Consider the following 17,117-nt stretch of genomic DNA (forward strand, 5'->3'; position numbering starts at 1 on the left):
TGGAGGGCGCCCGCATCAATGTCAAGACGGACCGTCTCGTCTCATGTTGTGGTATTCTCCCGCCGTGAAGCCCGGAACCGGAGAGTCCCCCAACGCCGCGCGGCGCAGCGACACCTCGCGCCGCGCCATCCTGCGGGCCGCCTTCGACCTGGCCGGCGAGGTCGGCTACGGCAGGCTCAGCATCGAAGGCATCGCGGCCCGCGCGGGAGTCGGCAAGCAGACCATCTACCGCTGGTGGCCGTCGAAGGGAGCCGTGCTCTTCGACGCGTTCCTGCTGCTGGCCGAGGACTCCGGCGGCTCACCCGCACTGCCCGACTCCGGCGATCTGGAGGCCGACCTCGTCGCGGTGCTGCGGGCGACGGTCGACGAACTGAACGACCCCCGCTACGACGCACCGATGCGGGCGCTGAACACCGAGATCACCCACGACCCCGAACTGGCGCGGCTCTACTCCGAGCGGTTGGACGAGCCGATGCGGGCACTGAAGAAGGATCGGCTGCGCAGCGCGCAGCGGATCGGAGAGCTTCCCGCGGACCTCGACCTCGACGTGGCCGTCGACCTGATCTGGGGTCCGCTGATGAACCGCTGGATGCTGCGCAGCGGCGGTCTGACCGGTGACTTCGCCGAGCGCATTGTGGCCGCCGCCCTCGACGGCCTCCGCCGGCGCTAGGCCCTGCCCCGTTGATCTGTAGCTATCGTGAGGGAAAACGATTTCCAGTGAGGATGGCTACAAGATCGACGGGGGTACGGAGCCCGGGGACGGCAGCGGGTGGCGGCGGGGTCAGCCGGCCGCCGGGCCGGCGGGCTCGAAGCTGCGGCGCAGGGCGTAGGGCTGCAGCTGGCCCAGGCCGTGGGCGTGGCGTGGGCGCACGGCGACCACCTGCAGCGAGGAGTCGTCGCGCAGCAGGTCGGCCAGCGCGTCGTCGATCAGGACGGTGCCCGGCCGGGCGAAGGAGGTCAGCCGCGAGGAGCGGTTGACCGTCGTGCCGAAGACGTCGCCCAGCAGGGCCAGCACCGGACCGTAGGCGAGCCCCACCCGCACGTCGGGCACCTCGATGTGCGTCTTGACGCCGTCGGCCAGCTGAAGCGCGATCTCGGCGGCCTGACCAGCGGTGTTGGCGACGTAGAGGATCTCGTCGCCCAGCGTCTTGACCACGCGACCGCCGCCCGAGGCGACGATGTCGGTCGCGGTGGACTCGAAGCCCTCGACCACCTCGGCCAGCTCGACCTCGTCCAGCTCGCGGCTCAGCGTCGTGAACGACACCAGGTCGGCGAAGCCCACGGCGAGCGGGAAGTAGGTGGGGGCGGCGTCCTCGCTGCTGCGCAGGAACGCGATCCGCCGCGCCACCGACGCGGCGAGCTGGCGGCGCCAGATGTAGAGCAGCAGGCTCTCGATGTCGGGCATCAGTTCCTGCGCGAAGCCCGCCAGCGGGCCGTGCGGCTCCTCGTCGGTGCCCTTCGCGGGCGCGTGGGAGAGCGTGGAGAGGATGCTGGTCTGCCACTCGGCCAGCCGAGCCATGGTCTGGCCCATCGCGCGCGCCAGGCGGATGGAGGCGTCCTCGTCGAGGATGCCGCTCTTCATGAGCTCGGAGGTGATGCGCAGCGCCTCGACGTCACCGTCGGTGAAGGCGACCGCGTCCTCGCCGCGCGCGGCAAAGCCCAGCGCCCGCCACACGCGCTTGGAGAAGTCCCCGGAGGCGCCGGCGAGCTCGACGGCCTGAGCGCGCGTGTAGCGCGCCTCGCCACCGAGCAGGACGGCTTCGATCTCCGTGGGGTCGGGACGCGGCGACATGGAAGACTCTCGTGTTGGAGGCCGGTGATGGCGGTGCTGCGGATGGAGGGCGGCGGCCGGGTGGAAGGCGCGGTCACCCGGGTGTCACTGTCGGTTTAGTACGTGCGGCGGGTGCGCGTCAAGAAAGCTCCAGGTCCTGCGCGATCGCGCACAGGTGCCGCCTTCGCGCCCCGGACCGCGGAGCGGCGCGCCGCTCCGATCCTCGCACAGCCCGACCGCCGCCGCGCGGCCGGCGCAGGTCCGTGGAACGGCACCGCTGCAGGTCCGCGGCACGTCCGCTACCCGTCCTCGGGGCGCAGGTGCACGATGTCGCCGGCGCTGAGCGCGTGCCTTTGCCCGGCGGCGTCGCGGACCTCCAGCCGACCGCCGGCGTCGACGCCCGCGGCCTCGCCCAGCAGCTCGCCCCCGCCCGGCAGGTGGGCGCGCACGCGGCGGCCCAGGGTGCTGCAGGATGCGCGGTACTCCTCCGCCAGTCCCGCGGCCGCGGCGTCCCCGCCGGCCGCCGCCCATGCGGTGTAGCGCGCGGCGAACCCCTCCAGCAGCGCCGCCGCCAGCTCCTGGCGGTCGGCGCCGGGCGCGCCGCACAGGGCCAGCGAGGCGGCGGTCTCGACGGGCAGCTCGTCGGGGCGCTGGGAGACGTTGATCCCGATGCCGATGACGACGCCCGCTCCGTTGTCCGGCTCCGCCGCGCCCCCGCCGGGACGGGAGTCCGGGAACACCGCCTCGGACAGGATGCCCGCGAGCTTGAGCCCGCTGCCGTCGGCGAGGACGTCGTTGGGCCACTTGAGCACCGCGGGGACGCCGGGACCGGAGCGCAGCGCCCGGACCGCGGCCACGCCCATCAGCAGCGGCAGCCAGCCCAGCCCGGTCGCCGGAACGGCGGGGCGCACCAGCACCGACAGGGTCAGCGCGGCGCGCGGCGGGGTGGCGAACCCGCGGCCGAGCCTCCCGCGCCCGGCCGTCTGGTGGTCGGCGGCCAGCACCGCGCCTTCGGGCTCACCGCGCCGGGCGCGCTCCAGCAGCTCGCTGTTGGTGGAGGGGGCCTCTGCCAGGACGTCGACCGAGCGCCACAGCCCGCCGGGGCGGACCAGCGCCCGGCCGAGCTCGGAGGCGCGCAGCGAAGGGCGGTGCGCCTCGGCGCCGCGCGGCTCGTCGGGCTCCGATCCGGCCGGTGTGCTCATGGGCTCCATTCAACCGCCCCGCCCTCCTGCCCGCACACGGCGCAGGGACCGGGCCCCGCCGATCGTGCAGCCATCATGAAGGAGATCGACCTCCATCTGCGATGGCGGCAAGACCGACGGTGGTGCGGGGGATCAGGGCCGGGGTCGGACAGCATGCTCAGCCGGTGTTCTGCAGGCCCGCCGCGACGCCGTTGACCGTGAGCAGCAGCAGCCGCTCCAGGTGGCGGTGGTCCTCCTCCGACAGCGACTCGGCCTCGTCGCCGCGCAGCGCCGACAGCGCTCGCAGCTGCAGGTGGGACAGCGCGTCCACATAGGGGTTGCGCAGGTCCACCGCACGGGAGAGCACGCTGCGGTTCTCCAGCAGCCTCGCGTGCCCGGTCACCTTGAGCACGAGGTCGCGGGTGCGGTCGTACTCGCCGAGCACCAGCTCGGCCAGCTCCGGCCGGCCTCCCAGCTCCAGGTAGCGCGATGCGATGGTGCGGTCGGTCTTGGCCAGGCTCATCTCGGCGTTGTCCAGCAGGGACGAGAACAGCGGCCACTCGCTGTAGGCCGCCTGCAGCTCGGCCAGGTCGGGGGCGGCCGCCAGGCCGGTGCCCAGGCCGAACCAGCCGGGGAGGTTGACCCGGGTCTGGGTCCAGGCGAACACCCACGGGATCGCACGCAGGTCGTCCAGACCCCGCGCGGCACTGCGCCGCGCGGGGCGCGAGCCGAGCCGCAGCTCGCCCAGCTCCTCCAGCGGGCTGACGCGGGAGAACCACTCCGCGAAGCCCTCGGTGTCGATGAGCGAGCGGTAGGCGTCGTGCGCGGCCCGGGCGATCTCGTCGGCGAGCTTGCGGTACTTCGCCGCGGCGGTGCGGGCGCGCTCCTGCACGTCCTCGGTGCTGGCCATCAGCACGGCGTGGCCGACCTGCTCGATGTGGCGGTGGGCGATGGCGCGCTGCCCGTAGCGGGCGAAGATCACCTCGCCCTGCTCGGTGACCTTGAACCGGCCGGCCACCGACCCCGGCGCCTGCGCCAGCAGCGCCCGGCTCGCCGGGCCTCCGCCGCGCCCCAGCGATCCCCCGCGGCCGTGGAACATGGTCAGCCGCACGTCGTTGCGCTCGGCCCACGAGGTCAGCTGCGCCTGGGCGTCGTAGAGCCGCAGGGTCGCGCTCACCGGGCCGACGTCCTTGGCGGAGTCGCTGTAGCCCAGCATCACCTCCATGCGGCGGCCGGTCTGCTCCAGGCGGGCGCGCATCTGCGGCAGCGCCAGCATGCCGTCGAGCACGCGCGGCGAGGCCTCCAGGTCGGCACCGGTCTCGAACAGCGGGACGACGTCGAGTACGGGGGTCTGCCCGCTGGGCAGCGCGTACTCGGCCAGCTCGTAGACGGCGGCGATGTCCTCGGCGGAGCGCGTGAAGCTGACGACGTAGCGCCGGCAGGCGTCCGCGCCGAAGCGCTCCTGGATCCAGCCCACCACGCGCAGGGTGGCCAGCACCTCCTGGGTGCGCTCCGAGAGCTGCTCGCCGTCCCGCAGTTCCCGCAGCGCCTGGGCGTGCACCTCGCTGTGCTGGCGGATCTCCAGCTCGGCGAGGTGGAAGCCGAACGTCTCGGCCTGCCAGACGAGGTGCTGCAGCTCGCCGTTGGCCTGGCGGAGCGCACCGGCGGCGGTCAGCGAGCCCTGCACGCGGCGCAGTTCGGCCAGGAACTCCTCGGGCCCGCGGTAGGAGAGGTCGGCGTCGCGTTCGCGGGTGGCGCGCAGGCGCTCGGTGGCGAACAGCAGCGCCTGGCGGTGCGGCTCGTTGGGCGAGCGCTTGGTGATCTCGGCCATGATTCGCGGGTAGCCGGCCTCGGCCGCCGCCAGCGCGTCGCGCAGTTCGGGACTGGCGGGGGTGAGGTTGCTGTAGGCGGTCATGGTGCGGGCGATGCGTCCGCACGCGTTCTCCAGGGCGCGCAGCACGTGGTCGGCCTGGATGGAGATGGCCTCGCGCGTGACGTCGTGGGTGACGAACGGGTTGCCGTCGCGGTCACCGCCGATCCAGCTGCCGTAGCGCACGAACGGGCGGGCGCGGGCGGGCTCGCGGCCGGTGCCCGCGGGGTCGACCGCCGCGTCCAGCGAGCGGTAGATCTCAGGCACCACCTGGAAGATGGTCTCGTCGAACGCGGCCAGGGCGGTGCGCACCTCGTCGAGCGGGTCGAGCTTGGTGTAGCGCAGCTGGGAGGTCCGCCAGAGCAGGTCGACCTCCTCCAGCAGGCGCCGCTTCGCCTCGGCCTCGGCCGTGCTGCCGGGGTGCGCGTCGTGCAGCCGCTGCAGCTGGCCGCTGACGCGCAGAATCGTGGTGGAGACCGCCCGGCGCCGTGCCTCGGTGGGGTGGGCCGTCAGCACGGGGTGGAACTCCATGTTGTCGAGCAGCTCGCGCAGGCCGTCCTCGCCGGCGCTTTCGCGGACGGCGCGCACGGCCGCGGCCAGCGACTCCCGCGGCGGGTTGTCGGCGTCGTCGCGCTCGCGCAGCGCGCGGATGCGCTGGTGCTCCTCGGCGAGGTTGGCGAGGTGGAAGTAGACGGTGAAGGCGCGGGCCACCTGCTTGGCGCGCTCCAGCGGCCAGGAGTCCACCAGGTCGGTGATCTCCGCTCCGCCGACCGAGCCGTCGCGCGCGCCGATGACGGCGCGGCGCAGCCGCTCGACGTCGGCGAGCAGGTCCTCCCCGCCGCTTTCGGCCATGACCGTGCCGAGCATCTCGCCCAGTAGTCGGACGTCCCCCCGCAACTGGTCGGGCATCTCCTGGCGAGCACTGTCGCGTTCCGCGCTTACCGCTGTCATGTGGACGACCTTACCCAGATTGGTCTGAACCATTGCCGAACGGGGACCGTCGCCGCGGGGACGGTGCGCGTCGGCGCCGGACACAGCCCCGAGAGACACGGCTCCGGCGGGCCCGGCGCCGGCGGACCGGGGCCGCCGACCGCGCGCCGCCGCCCGCCGCCGGAGCGCGAAGCGCCGCGTTCGGGCCGGTCGCCGCCGCGGTACGGCTCCCTTCCCAGGTTGGTCCCCGATCATGCCGTGCGCAACGCCACCTACCCGGCGGTAACCGCGGGGACGTCGCCGTACGCTCCAGCGGCGGAGTTATCGTGAGTCGTTATGGCCACCGAAGCCCCAGAACCGCTGCCCGCGGCCGAGATCGACATCCGCACCACCGCGGGCAAGCTCGCCGACCTCCAGCGCCGCCGCTACGATGCCGTGCACGCCGGCTCCGAACGAGCCGTCGAAAAGCAGCACGCCAAGGGGAAGATGACGGCGCGCGAGCGCATCGACGCGCTGCTCGACCCCGGGTCGTTCGTCGAGTTCGACGCCCTGGCACGGCACCGCTCCACCAACTTCGGACTCGACGCCAACCGCCCCTACGGCGACGGCGTCGTCACCGGCCACGGCACCGTCGAGGGCCGCCCCGTCGCGGTGTTCAGCCAGGACGTCACCGTCTTCGGCGGCTCACTGGGCGAGGTCTACGGCGAGAAGATCGTCAAGGTCCTCGACCACGCGCTGAAGACCGGCTGCCCCGTCGTCGGCATCAACGAAGGCGGCGGCGCGCGCATCCAGGAGGGCGTGGTCGCGCTCGGGCTCTACGCCGAGATCTTCAAGCGCAACACCCGGGCGTCCGGCGTCATCCCGCAGATCTCACTGGTCATGGGCGCGGCCGCAGGCGGGCACGTGTACTCGCCGGCGCTGACCGACTTCGTCGTGATGGTCGACCAGACCTCGCAGATGTTCATCACCGGCCCCGACGTCATCAAGACGGTCACCGGCGAGGACGTGACAATGGAGGAACTGGGCGGCGCGCGCTCGCACAACGCCAGGTCCGGCGTGGCCCACCACATGGCCTCCGACGAGCAGGACGCGCTGGACTACGTCCGCGACCTGCTCTCCCACCTGCCCGCCAACAACCTGGAGGACCCGCCTCTGGCCGAGGCCCCGGGCGAGGCCGAGGTCACCGAGGCCGACCGGGAGCTCGACTCCTTCGTGCCCGACTCCGCCAACCAGCCCTACGACATGCACCGGGTGATCGAGCACGTCCTCGACGACGGCGCCTTCCTGGAGGTGCACGCCCAGTTCGCCACCAACATCGTGGTGGGCTACGGACGCGTCGAGGGCCGGCCGGTGGGCGTGGTCGCCAACCAGCCGATGAGCCTGGCCGGCTGCCTGGACATCGACGCCTCGGAGAAGGCGGCGCGGTTCGTGCGCACGTGCGACGCGTTCAACGTCCCGGTGCTGACCTTCGTGGACGTCCCGGGCTTCCTGCCCGGCACCGACCAGGAGTGGAACGGCATCATCCGACACGGCGCCAAGCTCATCTACGCCTACGCCGAGGCCACGGTCCCCCTGGTCACGGTCATCACCCGCAAGGCCTTCGGCGGCGCCTACGACGTCATGGGCTCCAAGCACCTGGGCGCCGACGTCAATCTGGCCTGGCCCACCGCCCAGATCGCGGTCATGGGCGCCCAGGGCGCGGTCAACATCCTGCACCGGCGGGCGCTGGCCGCGGCGGAGGACGTCGAGGCCGAGCGCGCACGGCTGATCCAGGACTACGAGGACACTCTGCTCAACCCCTACTCCGCCGCGGAGCGGGGCTACGTCGACGGCGTCGTCCTGCCCTCGGAGACCCGCACGTCGGTGGCCAAGGCCCTGCGGTCGCTGGAGAACAAGCGTGAGCAGCTGCCCCCCAAGAAGCACGGGAACATCCCGCTGTGAGGCGCCCGACGGCGCCGGGCGGCACCGGCGGACCGGGCGGCGGGGGCCACGTCGCACAAACGCCTCCGCCGACGGGCGGAGAAGGGAGACGGAAGGCCATGACGACCGACGCGCCGGTACCGTCCGGACGGTCCGCACCGTTGCTGCGCGTGGTGCGCGGCGACCCCACCCCCGAGGAGGCGGCGGCGCTGGTCGCGGTGCTGACCGCGCGCGCACGCGCAGCCCGGGCGGGGGACGGCGGGCCCGCCGGGCCGCCGCCGTCCGGCTGGCGGGACCGCTCGCGCCTGCCGGGGCGCTCGCCCGCGCCGGGACCGGGCGCCTGGCGGGCCGCCTACGGCCCGCGCTGACAGGCTCGTCCACAGGCGGGCCGCGGCGATCCCGCGCAAGCCCGCACCTTCCTAGACTTGTGACAATCCGGCGGCCTCGCAGACGCCGGACCAGGAGGACTCCACCGTGCGCAAAGTTCTGATCGCCAACCGGGGCGAGATCGCGGTCCGCGTCGCGCGCGCCTGCCGCGACGCCGGCATCGCCAGTGTCGCCGTCTACGCCGAACCCGATCTCGACGCCCTGCACACCAAGGTCGCCGACGAAGCCCACTCCCTGGGCGGCCGGACCCCGGCCGACACCTACCTCGACATCGACCGGATCCTCGGCGTCGCCCGGCGCACCGGCGCCGACGCCGTCCACCCCGGCTACGGCTTCCTCGCCGAGAACGCCGGCTTCGCCCAGGCCGTCATCGACGCCGGACTCACCTGGATCGGACCGCCGCCCGCGGCCATCGAGGCGCTGGGCGACAAGGTCGCCGCCCGCCACATCGCGCAGAAGGTCGGCGCTCCCCTGGCCCCCGGAACCTCCGACCCCGTCGCCGGGCCCGAGGAGGCCGTGGCCTTCGCCGAGGAGCACGGACTGCCCATCGCGGTCAAGGCGGCCTTCGGCGGCGGCGGGCGCGGCCTCAAGGTCGCCCGGACTCTGGAGGAGGTCCCCGAGGCCTTCGACTCGGCGGTGCGCGAGGCCACCTCGGCCTTCGGCCGCGGCGAGTGCTTCGTCGAGCGCTACCTGGACCGCCCCCGCCACGTCGAGACCCAGTGCCTGGCCGACGCGCACGGCAACGTGGTGGTCGTCTCCACCCGCGACTGCTCGCTGCAGCGCCGCCACCAGAAGCTTGTGGAGGAGGCCCCGGCGCCCTTCCTCAGCGCCGATCAGGAGCGGCTGCTCTACTCCTCGTCCAAGGCGATCCTGTCCGAGGCCGGCTACGTCGGCGCGGGCACCTGCGAGTTCCTGGTCGGCGCCGACGGCACCGTCTCCTTCCTGGAGGTCAACACCCGGCTACAGGTCGAGCACCCGGTGAGCGAGGAGGTGGCCGGCCTCGACCTGGTCCGCGAGATGCTGCGCATCGCCGACGGCGGCGAGCTGGGCTACGCCGACCCCGCGCTGCGCGGGCACTCCTTCGAGTTCCGCATCAACGCCGAAGACGCCGGGCGCAACTTCATGCCCGCACCGGGCACCATCACCGCGCTGAACCTGCCGGGCGGACCGGGCGTGCGGGTCGACACCGGTTGCGAGGCCGGGTTCACCGTCCCCCAGGCCTTCGACTCGATGGTCGCCAAGCTGGTCGTCACCGGAGCCACCCGCACCGAGGCGCTCGAACGCTCCCGCCGAGCGCTCGCCGAGTTCCAGGTCGGAGGGATGCCCACGGTCATCCCGTTCCACCTGGCCGTCGTCGCGGATCCCGCCTTCGCGCCGGCCGACCCCCGGACACCGTTCACGGTGCACACCCGCTGGATCGAGACCGAGTTCGACAACACCGTCGAGCCGTATGCGGGCTCGCCCGAGTCGGCCGAACCCGCCGAGCGCGAGCCGGTCACCGTCGAGGTCGGCGGCAAGCGCATCGAGGTCGTGCTGCCGGCCGGCCTGGGCGCCGCCGCCGACTCCGGCGGCGGTTCCGGCGGCCGCATGCGCGGCGGGCGCGCGGCGCGGCGCGGCGGCAGCACCGGGGGCACGGCGGCCGCGGCGGGCGGCGACTCCCTCGTGTCGCCCATGCAGGGCACCGTGGTCAAGGTGGTCGCCGAGGACGGCCAGGCCGTGGCCGAGGGCGATCCGGTGGTCGTGATCGAGGCGATGAAGATGGAGCAGCCGCTCACCGCGCACAAGTCGGGTGTGGTCACCGGCCTGTCGGTCGCGGCGGGCGACGGGCTGAGCAGCGGCGGCGTGGTCTGCGAGATCAAGGACGCCTGAAGCGGCGGGGCGCCCGCCGCGGCCGGGCGCCTTCCGCACGGCGCGGGGCCGCGGCTCGGCCGGCGGCCGGACCCGCGGCCCCGCGGCGGCCCGGGTCGGGCCGCCGCTTGCCTTAGCCGCAGTTGGTTCCCTTCTTGCCGCCGCTGGCTCCGTCGATGTAGCCGCCCCAGTCCACGCACCGGCCGGCGAGGTCCCACTTCACCGGACCCGCGTAGGTGGTGTAGTCGCCGCTGTCGACGATCTGCTCGCCGTACGGGCTGTCCGAGGGGCCGATGTAGGCGTTCATGTCCAGCCGCGCACCGGGGTTGTTGCGGATGGTGACGACGCAGTTCTTACCGGTGTTGCTGTTGTAGGTGAGGTACACGGTTCCCTTGCTGCCGACGTTGTCGGAGTTGACCACCACGTGGCCCGACCCGCACACGCCGTTGTAGGCCGCGGCCGAGGCGGGGACGGCCGTGGCCACCGTGGCGGTCATCGCTCCGGCGAGCGCCAGCCCGGCGGCCGCCGCGCGCTTCAGGTTCCTGCTTCTCCTCATTCGGACTCCGGTTCCCAGGTCCGGCCGCCGACGGGCGGCCGGTGTCCGCTCGGTGCGCCGCCCGTCGCGGCGCGTTCGGAACCTGCGACGCAGCCGGCGCCTCCGCGGCCGCCCCATTCGGGTGTGAACTAGGACACACTCGACATGGCGGACCCGCAACGCGTCGGCACCCGCCGTGTGATCCACGTGACAATCCGCGTCAGGTCGGGAATAACCGAGCGGTGGCCGCCATTGTGCTCGTTCGTGACCAACCTTTGGGGCCTGACCGTGCGACGGCACATCGACCTGTGCCGCGTCGCCTCCCAGGCATGTCGCCTCGCCTGACGCTCCGAGCCCCGTTCCCGGAGCGCGGGCCGACCGGCCGCGCTCATCTCCCCGCGGCGCCCCCGCCATCAGCCGGGCGCCCCGTCACGTCCCGACCAGGAGTCACACCGTGCTATCCGCACTCAGGCGCATACCCTTCGCCGTCCAAGTCCTCGCCGCGCTGGTCGTCGGCGTCGCCCTGGGCGTGGTCGCCCGCCAACTGGGCGGCACCGCCGAGGATCCCAACTGGCTCGCGCTGACCCTCGACACCATCGGCTCCACGTTCGTCACGCTGCTGACCACGATCGTGCCCCCGCTGATCCTGCTGGCGGTCGTCTCGTCCATCGCCAACCTGCGCAACACCACCAACGCCGCGCGGCTCGCCGGACAGACCCTGCTGTGGTTCGCCGCCACCGCACTGATCGCGGTGGCCATCGGCATCGGACTGGGGCTGCTCTTCCAGCCCGGCGTGAACAGCGGCGTCGACGCCGGGACCGCGCAGGCGCCCGACACCGGCTCCCAGGGCTCCTGGCTGGCGTTCCTGGAGAGCCTGGTTCCCGCCAACTTCCTCGGGCTGACGGCCGGCACCTCCGAGGAGGCCGGCGCGCTGACCACCAGCCTCGACTTCAACGCACTGCAGCTCATCGTCATCGCGATCGCGCTCGGAGTCGCAGCGGTGCGCGTGGGTTCGGCCGCAGAACCGTTCCTGGCCTTCACCCGCTCGGCGCTGAGCGTCGTGCTGAAGGTGCTGTGGTGGGTCATCCGGCTCGCCCCGCTGGGCACCGTCGGCCTGCTGGGCAACGCGGTCTACAGCTACGGCTGGACCACCGTGGGCGCCCTCGGGCGGTTCGCGCTGGCGATCTACGTCGGCCTCGCGCTGGTGCTGCTGGTCGTCTACCCCGTGCTCGCGCGCGTGCACGGCCTCTCGCCGCTGAAGTTCCTCACCGGGGTGTGGCCGGCGGTGCAGCTCGGGTTCGTCTCGCGCTCCTCGATGGGCACGATGCCGGTGACCGAGCGCGTGGCCGAGGCCAACTTCGGCGTGCCGCGACACTACGCGGCCTTCGCCGTCCCCTTCGGCGCGACCACCAAGATGGACGGCTGCGCCGCGATCTATCCGGCGATCGCCGCGATCTTCGTCTCGCAGTTCTACGGCGTCCCGCTGAACCTGACCGACTACCTGCTCATCGTGTTCGTGTCGGTGATCGGCTCGGCGGCGACCGCCGGCACCACAGGCGCGACGGTCATGCTCACTCTCACGCTGTCGACGGTGGGCCTGCCACTGGAGGGCGTCGGCCTGCTGCTGGCGGTCGACCCGATCCTCGACATGGGCCGCACCGCGGTGAACGTGGCCGGCCAGGCGTTCGTCCCAGCGCTGGTCGCCAAGCGCGAGCGGATGATGGACGTGGCCCGCTTCCACTCCCCGCGCGGCCTCGGCGGCTTCGTCGCCCCCGACACCGTCGAGGAGGCGGGCGACGGCGGCGGCGAGAGCGCCGACGGCGGCGGGGCACGCGAGGGCGCCGCGGACGGCGCCGGCGACGAACCGGGGGGCACCGGCGCCGAGCGCCCGGCCGCGCCGGTCGGCGGGTCGGGCACCGCCACCTGACCGGACCGCCGAGACGCACCGTACGGGCGGCCCGCCGCTGCGGCGGGTCGCCCGTAGTCTTGGAGACGGCACGCCGCTCCGGCGGGAACCTTCCAGCCGCCCTGTTCGTCTTGAGTGAGTGAGGGAGGCGAGAGGAACGATCATGTTGCGCCGCTTGGTAGTACCCGCCCTGCTCGCAGCAGGGTTGTCCGCTATGGCGATGGCCCCGGCCAGCGCCGACACCGTTCCGGCGTCCGGCGAGGTCGTCGATGCGCTGCGGAACGACAACGTCTTTATCGACCCCGACATCACGACCGACCAGCTGCCCCAGGCCGAACGGGACACGCTGGCCGACGCCGCCGACTCCGCGGCGAACCCCACGTACTACGTGGTCCTCTCTTCGGGCACGCTGAACTCCGAGGCGAGCGTCGGCAACTACCTCGACGGGATCCAGTCGGAGGTCGGCGACGGCACCTATGCGGTGCTGGCCGGCTCACAGGAGCTGGTGGTCGACTCCACCGAGCTGAGCGCCTCTGACAACCAGGCGCTGGAGGAGGAGCTGCTTTCGCAGAACCAGGGCCAGATCGACACTCTGGTCGCCGTTCCCGACGCCGTCGAGGACCAGCAGTCCGCCGACGCCGCCTCCGGCGTCTTCGGGGCCATGCTGCTGGGCCTGCTGGTGCTGGCAGTGGCCGGCGGCGGGTTCTTCCTCTACCGCGGCAAGAAGCGCCGCGACGAGCAGAAGGCCAAGCAGCTGGCCGAGATCAAGCAGATGGCCAACGAGGACGTCGTGCGGCTGGGCGAGGACATCGCCCGCCTGGAGATCGACGTCTCCAAGGTCGACGAGGACACGCGCACCGACTACAGCCGCGCGATGGACTCCTACGACCGCGCCAAGGCCACGCTCGACACCATCCGCGAGCCCGACCAGGTGCAGCAGGTCACCAACGCGCTTGAGGACGGCCGCTACTACATGGTCGCGACCCGCGCCCGGATGAGCGGCGAGCCGGTGCCCGAGCGGCGCCAGCCCTGCTTCTTCAACCCGCAGCACGGGCCGTCGGAGCAGGACGTCCTGTGGGCTCCCCCGGGCGGCACCAACCGGTCCGTCCCGGCCTGCCCCGCATGTGCGCAGGCCGTGCTCTCCGGGCACGACCCCGACGTCCGCCTGGTCGAGGTCGACGGCCGCCGCCGTCCCTACTACGACGCCGGCCCCGCCTACGCCCCCTACGCGGGCGGCTACTTCGGCATGGACATGATGATGGGCATGTTCACCGGCATGATGATGGGCTCCATGATGGGGTCGATGATGGGCGGAGGCATGATGGGCGCCGGCATGGGTGACATGGGCGGCGGCGACATGGGTGGAGGCGACTTCGGCGGAGGCGGCGACTTCGGCGGATTCGGCGGAGGCGACTTCGGGGGCTTCGACTTCTAGGCTCCCGGCGAGCGCGCTCGCGTCCTTCACATGACGACGGCCCCGGCTGCGTGCCGGGGCCGTTTCCGTGTCCGGGCGGCCTGCCCGGTCCGCCTGGTCCGCGTTCATCGCGGCCGGTCGGGCACGGCGGCCAGTGCGCCCGCGCAGACGCGGGCGCGGGCGCGGACGCACGCAGATCGGGCAGCGTACCCGCGGGCCGGGGACGAGCTACTCGGGGGAGGCCTGCATCAGCGAGCGCGCCGCCTCGGTGACGCTGCCCGAAAGCGACGGATAGACCGCGAAGGTGTGCGCGAGGTCGTCGACGGTGAGCCGCTGCTGAACGGCCACCGACACCGCCAGGATCAGCTCGCTGGCGCGCGGACCGACGATGACGCCGCCCATGACGATCCCCGTGTGCTGGCGGCAGATCAGCTTGACGAACCCGTCCTTGCTGTTGGTCATCTTCGCGCGCGGGTTGGTGTCCAGCGGCAGGTTGACCACGCGCGCGTCGATCCGTCCGCTGCGTACGTCGCCCTCGGTGGCGCCCACCGAGGCCAGTTCGGGGTGGGTGAAAACGGTCGAGGCCACGGTGGACAGCTTCAGCGGCGACACGGCCTCGCCCAGCGCGTGCCACATCGCGATGCGGCCCTGCATCGCCGCGACCGACGCCAGCATGTTCACGCCGGTGCAGTCGCCGGCGGCGTAGACCCCGGACGTGGAGGTGCGCGAGACCCGGTCGACCTGGACGAACCCGCCGTCGTCCAGCCGGACGCCGACCTCCTCAAGCCCGAGGTCCGCCGTGTTGGGGATCATGCCCACCGTCATGAGGCAGTGGCTGCCCTCGACGGTGCGGCCGTCGGACAGGGTCACCAGCACGCCGTCGCCGGTGTTGGCGACCGACTCGGCGCGGGTCTTGCTCAGCACGGTCATGCCCAGGCGGCGGAACACGCCCTCCAACACCTCGGCGGCGTCGGCGTCCTGGGTGGGCATCACGCGTTCGCGCGAGGAGACCAGCGTGACCTCCGAGCCCAGCCCCTGGTAGGCGTTGGCGAACTCGGCGCCGGTGACGCCCGAACCCACCACGATCAGCTTCTCCGGCAGCCGGTCCAGGTCGTAGAGGTGGCGCCAGGTGAGGATGCGCTCGCCGTCGGGCTTGGCCGAGGGCAGCTCGCGCGGGTGGGCCCCGGTAGCCACCAGGACCACGTCGGCCCGGATCCGCCGGTCGCCCACGGCGACGATCTTGGGATCGACCAGGCGCGCCTCGCCCGGGATCACCTCGACGCCCTCCTTGACCACGCGCGCGGCGGTGTCGTCGGACTGCGCCTGGGCCAGGCGCTTCACACGGGCGTCGACGGTCGCGAGGTCCACCGACACCCCGGGCCGGCCGTCACTCTCGGCGACGTCGATCCCCAGCCTCGCGGCCTCCCGGACATAGGTGGAGCGCACCGACGTCGCGATCAGGGTCTTGGAGGGGACGCAGTCGGTCAGAACGCAGGCTCCGCCGATCCCGTCGCGGTCCACGATCGTCACGTCCGCACCGAGTTGGACGGCGACTAGCGCCGCCTCATAGCCCCCCGGGCCGCCACCGATGATCACGACCTTGGTCACGTCTGCTTCACTCCCTTGGGCCGGCGCGCGCGTCGAAGCGCCGCTGCCTCGTGGGCCGCCGCCCGGAACGTCTCTGCTCTGCCGTCTACCCATTGTCCGCCATGCCGGGCGGCGGAATTCGCAACGGGGGCGAGCGGGCGTGCTTACGATGGCGCCGTGGCTCTCTACGCCGCTTACGGCTGCAACCTCGATCCCGATCAGATGGCGGTGCGGGCTCGGCGCTCACCCCTGTGGACCACCGGCTGGCTGGACGGCTGGCGGCTGACCTTCGGGGGCGCGTCCGGGCCGTGGGGCGGCGCACTGGCCACGATCGCCGAGCAGAGCGGGGCGAGCGTCTTCGTCGCCCTCTACGACGTCCCCGAATGCGACGAAGCCCACGTCGACGCCTGCGCGGGCGCCGGGTTCGGCATCTATACGCGCGTGCGGGTGCGGGCGAGCACCCTGCTCGAAGGCGAGGCCGCCGCCTGGACCCATGTGCTCGACGACTACGAGGGCGGGCTGCCGTCGGCGCTGTACCTTTCGATGCTCGCCGACGCCGCCGAGAAGGCGGGGGCTCCCCCGTTCTATCCGGAGGAGCTGCGCTCGCGGCCCTGCGCCCCCTCCCGCTCTTAGCTCAAATCACCGTTGATCTTGTAGCTATCGCAAATGGAAATCGCTTTCCTTCACGATAGCTACAAGATCAACGCGGTTTGGGGCCCCGCGGACCCGCGATCACCCGGTTGCGGCCCAAGCGGGTCGCGCCGGTTCCGGGCGATCTGGAACACGCTGCGTTGCGTTCCGAAACTGGTCGACTACACAGGGGTACTCTCCGGAGATGTGAGCGAATCCACGCAAGTGCGCCTAACGACCGGGACCGCCCAGGCCAAGGAACGGGCCGTCGAGGCGGCGAACGAACTCAAGTCCCGCACCGGTGCCGACTCCTTCGACGCGGTGGTCATCCTCGGCTCGGGATGGGCTGGCGCGGCCGACACGCTCGGCATCGCCGACGTCGAGCTGGACGTGACCGATCTGCCGGGGTTCGTCGCGCCCACCGCGGCGGGCCACGGCTCGACCGTGCGCAGCGCATGGGCGGGTGAGAAGCGCGTCGCGGTGTTCAGCGGACGCACCCACCTCTACGAGGAGCACGACCCGATGCGGATCGTCCACGCGGTCCGCACGGGCATCGCGGCCGGCGCGTCGATCGTGGTCCTCACGGGCGCGGCCGGGTCGCTGCGCGCCGACTTCTCGGTGGGCCAACCGATCGTCGTGCGCGACCACATCAACCTGACCTCGACCTCGCCGCTGGCGGGTCCGGACTTCGTGGACCTGACCGAGGCCTACAGCCCGCGGCTGCGCACCCTGGCCCGCGAGGTGGCCCCGTCGCTGACCGAAGGCGTCTACGCATCGCTGCTGGGTCCGCAGTTCCAGACCCCGGCCGAGCTGGCGATGCTGCGGGTGGCTGGCGCCGACCTGGTGGGGCGCTCGTTCGCGCTGGAGACCATCGCGGCCGTGGAGATGGGCGCGGAGGTGCTCGGGCTGTCGGTGGTCAGCAACGACGCCATCGGCGCGGTCTTCGAGCCGTTCGACTCGCTCAGGGCGCTGGAGGTCATCCAGCGGCGCACGCAGCGCCTGGGCGAGCTCCTGCACGAGACGATCTCGCAGGCCTGACGCCGCCGCAGGCGCACGAGAGGCGCTTCGGCCCGGCGCCGCGGGCTCGCCTGCCGCGTGCGCGCGGCGTGCAGCGCCCGCGCGGAGCACCCGCCCCGCG

14 protein-coding genes are annotated in these 17,117 nt (G+C 72.8%); 9 read left to right on the plus strand and 5 right to left on the minus strand.

Annotated elements, in window-relative coordinates; translation table 11 throughout:
• The first annotated feature begins 64 nt into the window (after positions 1-64).
• Positions 65-670, plus strand: a complete 606-nt coding sequence (locus RM446_RS20905) for a TetR/AcrR family transcriptional regulator (RefSeq protein WP_311547083.1) — start codon at positions 65-67, stop codon at positions 668-670.
• Positions 671-781: 111 nt separating this feature from the next.
• On the opposite strand, the gene RM446_RS20910 is transcribed toward RM446_RS20905, so the two are convergent.
• From RM446_RS20910 to RM446_RS20920, 3 genes are all read right to left on the minus strand, one after another.
• Complete coding sequence (locus tag RM446_RS20910; protein ID WP_311547084.1) at positions 782-1,792, minus strand: adenylate/guanylate cyclase domain-containing protein; 1,011 nt, start codon at positions 1,790-1,792, stop codon at positions 782-784.
• Between the two features lie 278 nt (positions 1,793-2,070).
• Positions 2,071-2,973: a biotin--[acetyl-CoA-carboxylase] ligase gene (locus RM446_RS20915; protein WP_311547085.1), complete on the minus strand. Its 903-nt coding sequence runs from the start codon at positions 2,971-2,973 to the stop codon at positions 2,071-2,073.
• A gap of 157 nt (positions 2,974-3,130) precedes the next feature.
• Positions 3,131-5,731 carry a phosphoenolpyruvate carboxylase gene (locus RM446_RS20920; protein WP_311547116.1) on the minus strand — a complete coding sequence of 867 codons (2,601 nt, stop codon included), beginning with the start codon at positions 5,729-5,731 and terminating at the stop codon, positions 3,131-3,133.
• 357 nt (positions 5,732-6,088) lie between these two features.
• On the opposite strand from RM446_RS20920, the gene RM446_RS20925 reads away from it, so the two are divergent.
• The 3 genes from RM446_RS20925 (at position 6,089) to RM446_RS20935 (ending at position 9,928) form a co-directional block, all read left to right on the plus strand.
• Entirely contained in the window at positions 6,089-7,693 is a 1,605-nt protein-coding gene (locus RM446_RS20925; protein ID WP_311547086.1) for an acyl-CoA carboxylase subunit beta, read from the plus strand.
• A gap of 98 nt (positions 7,694-7,791) precedes the next feature.
• The gene (locus RM446_RS20930) at positions 7,792-8,040 is read left to right on the plus strand and encodes an acyl-CoA carboxylase epsilon subunit (protein WP_311547087.1); all 249 of its coding nucleotides are present in this window, start codon (positions 7,792-7,794) and stop codon (positions 8,038-8,040) included.
• A gap of 106 nt (positions 8,041-8,146) precedes the next feature.
• Complete coding sequence (locus tag RM446_RS20935; RefSeq protein ID WP_311547088.1) at positions 8,147-9,928, plus strand: acetyl/propionyl/methylcrotonyl-CoA carboxylase subunit alpha; 1,782 nt, start codon at positions 8,147-8,149, stop codon at positions 9,926-9,928.
• Between the two features lie 112 nt (positions 9,929-10,040).
• On the opposite strand, the gene RM446_RS20940 is transcribed toward RM446_RS20935, so the two are convergent.
• Positions 10,041-10,463: a spore-associated protein A gene (locus RM446_RS20940; protein ID WP_311547089.1), complete on the minus strand. Its 423-nt coding sequence runs from the start codon at positions 10,461-10,463 to the stop codon at positions 10,041-10,043.
• A 144-nt stretch (positions 10,464-10,607) separates the two neighbouring features.
• Here RM446_RS20940 and RM446_RS24865 point away from each other — a divergent pair, with 144 nt between their 5' ends.
• The 3 genes from RM446_RS24865 to RM446_RS20950 all read left to right on the plus strand — a co-directional run bounded on the left by RM446_RS24865 (position 10,608) and on the right by RM446_RS20950 (position 13,783).
• Complete coding sequence (locus RM446_RS24865; protein WP_398695610.1) at positions 10,608-10,787, plus strand: putative leader peptide; 180 nt, start codon at positions 10,608-10,610, stop codon at positions 10,785-10,787.
• Between the two features lie 109 nt (positions 10,788-10,896).
• Positions 10,897-12,369, plus strand: coding sequence for a dicarboxylate/amino acid:cation symporter (locus RM446_RS20945; RefSeq protein WP_311547090.1), 1,473 nt, complete (start codon positions 10,897-10,899; stop codon positions 12,367-12,369).
• A 193-nt stretch (positions 12,370-12,562) separates the two neighbouring features.
• Entirely contained in the window at positions 12,563-13,783 is a 1,221-nt protein-coding gene (locus tag RM446_RS20950; RefSeq protein ID WP_311547091.1) for a chemotaxis protein CheA, read from the plus strand.
• Positions 13,784-13,990: 207 nt separating this feature from the next.
• On the opposite strand, the gene RM446_RS20955 is transcribed toward RM446_RS20950, so the two are convergent.
• Positions 13,991-15,370, minus strand: coding sequence for an NAD(P)H-quinone dehydrogenase (locus RM446_RS20955; RefSeq protein WP_311547092.1), 1,380 nt, complete (start codon positions 15,368-15,370; stop codon positions 13,991-13,993).
• Between the two features lie 156 nt (positions 15,371-15,526).
• On the opposite strand from RM446_RS20955, the gene RM446_RS20960 reads away from it, so the two are divergent.
• Together RM446_RS20960 and RM446_RS20965 are read left to right on the plus strand one after the other, a co-directional pair.
• Positions 15,527-15,982 carry a gamma-glutamylcyclotransferase gene (locus tag RM446_RS20960; RefSeq protein ID WP_311547093.1) on the plus strand — a complete coding sequence of 152 codons (456 nt, stop codon included), beginning with the start codon at positions 15,527-15,529 and terminating at the stop codon, positions 15,980-15,982.
• A 204-nt stretch (positions 15,983-16,186) separates the two neighbouring features.
• Positions 16,187-17,017: a purine-nucleoside phosphorylase gene (locus RM446_RS20965; protein WP_311547094.1), complete on the plus strand. Its 831-nt coding sequence runs from the start codon at positions 16,187-16,189 to the stop codon at positions 17,015-17,017.
• Positions 17,018-17,117 lie beyond the last annotated feature (100 nt).

Origin of the sequence: Streptomonospora wellingtoniae, from assembly GCF_031845375.1 — a bacterium.
GTDB classification, from domain to species: domain Bacteria; phylum Actinomycetota; class Actinomycetes; order Streptosporangiales; family Streptosporangiaceae; genus Streptomonospora; species Streptomonospora wellingtoniae.

What these genes read in the sequence shown, in the direction of transcription:
- RM446_RS20910 (WP_311547084.1), bottom strand. Translation starts at nt 1,792, where the DNA reads ATGTCGCCGCGTCCCGACCCCACGGAGATCGAAGCCGTCCTGCTCGGT.
- RM446_RS20915 (WP_311547085.1), bottom strand. Translation starts at nt 2,973, where the DNA reads ATGAGCACACCGGCCGGATCGGAGCCCGACGAGCCGCGCGGCGCCGAG.
- RM446_RS20920 (WP_311547116.1), bottom strand. Translation starts at nt 5,731, where the DNA reads ATGCCCGACCAGTTGCGGGGGGACGTCCGACTACTGGGCGAGATGCTC.
- RM446_RS20925 (WP_311547086.1), top strand. Translation starts at nt 6,089, where the DNA reads ATGGCCACCGAAGCCCCAGAACCGCTGCCCGCGGCCGAGATCGACATC.
- RM446_RS20930 (WP_311547087.1), top strand. Translation starts at nt 7,792, where the DNA reads ATGACGACCGACGCGCCGGTACCGTCCGGACGGTCCGCACCGTTGCTG.
- RM446_RS20940 (WP_311547089.1), bottom strand. Translation starts at nt 10,463, where the DNA reads ATGAGGAGAAGCAGGAACCTGAAGCGCGCGGCGGCCGCCGGGCTGGCG.
- RM446_RS24865 (WP_398695610.1), top strand. Translation starts at nt 10,608, where the DNA reads ATGGCGGACCCGCAACGCGTCGGCACCCGCCGTGTGATCCACGTGACA.
- RM446_RS20950 (WP_311547091.1), top strand. Translation starts at nt 12,563, where the DNA reads ATGGCGATGGCCCCGGCCAGCGCCGACACCGTTCCGGCGTCCGGCGAG.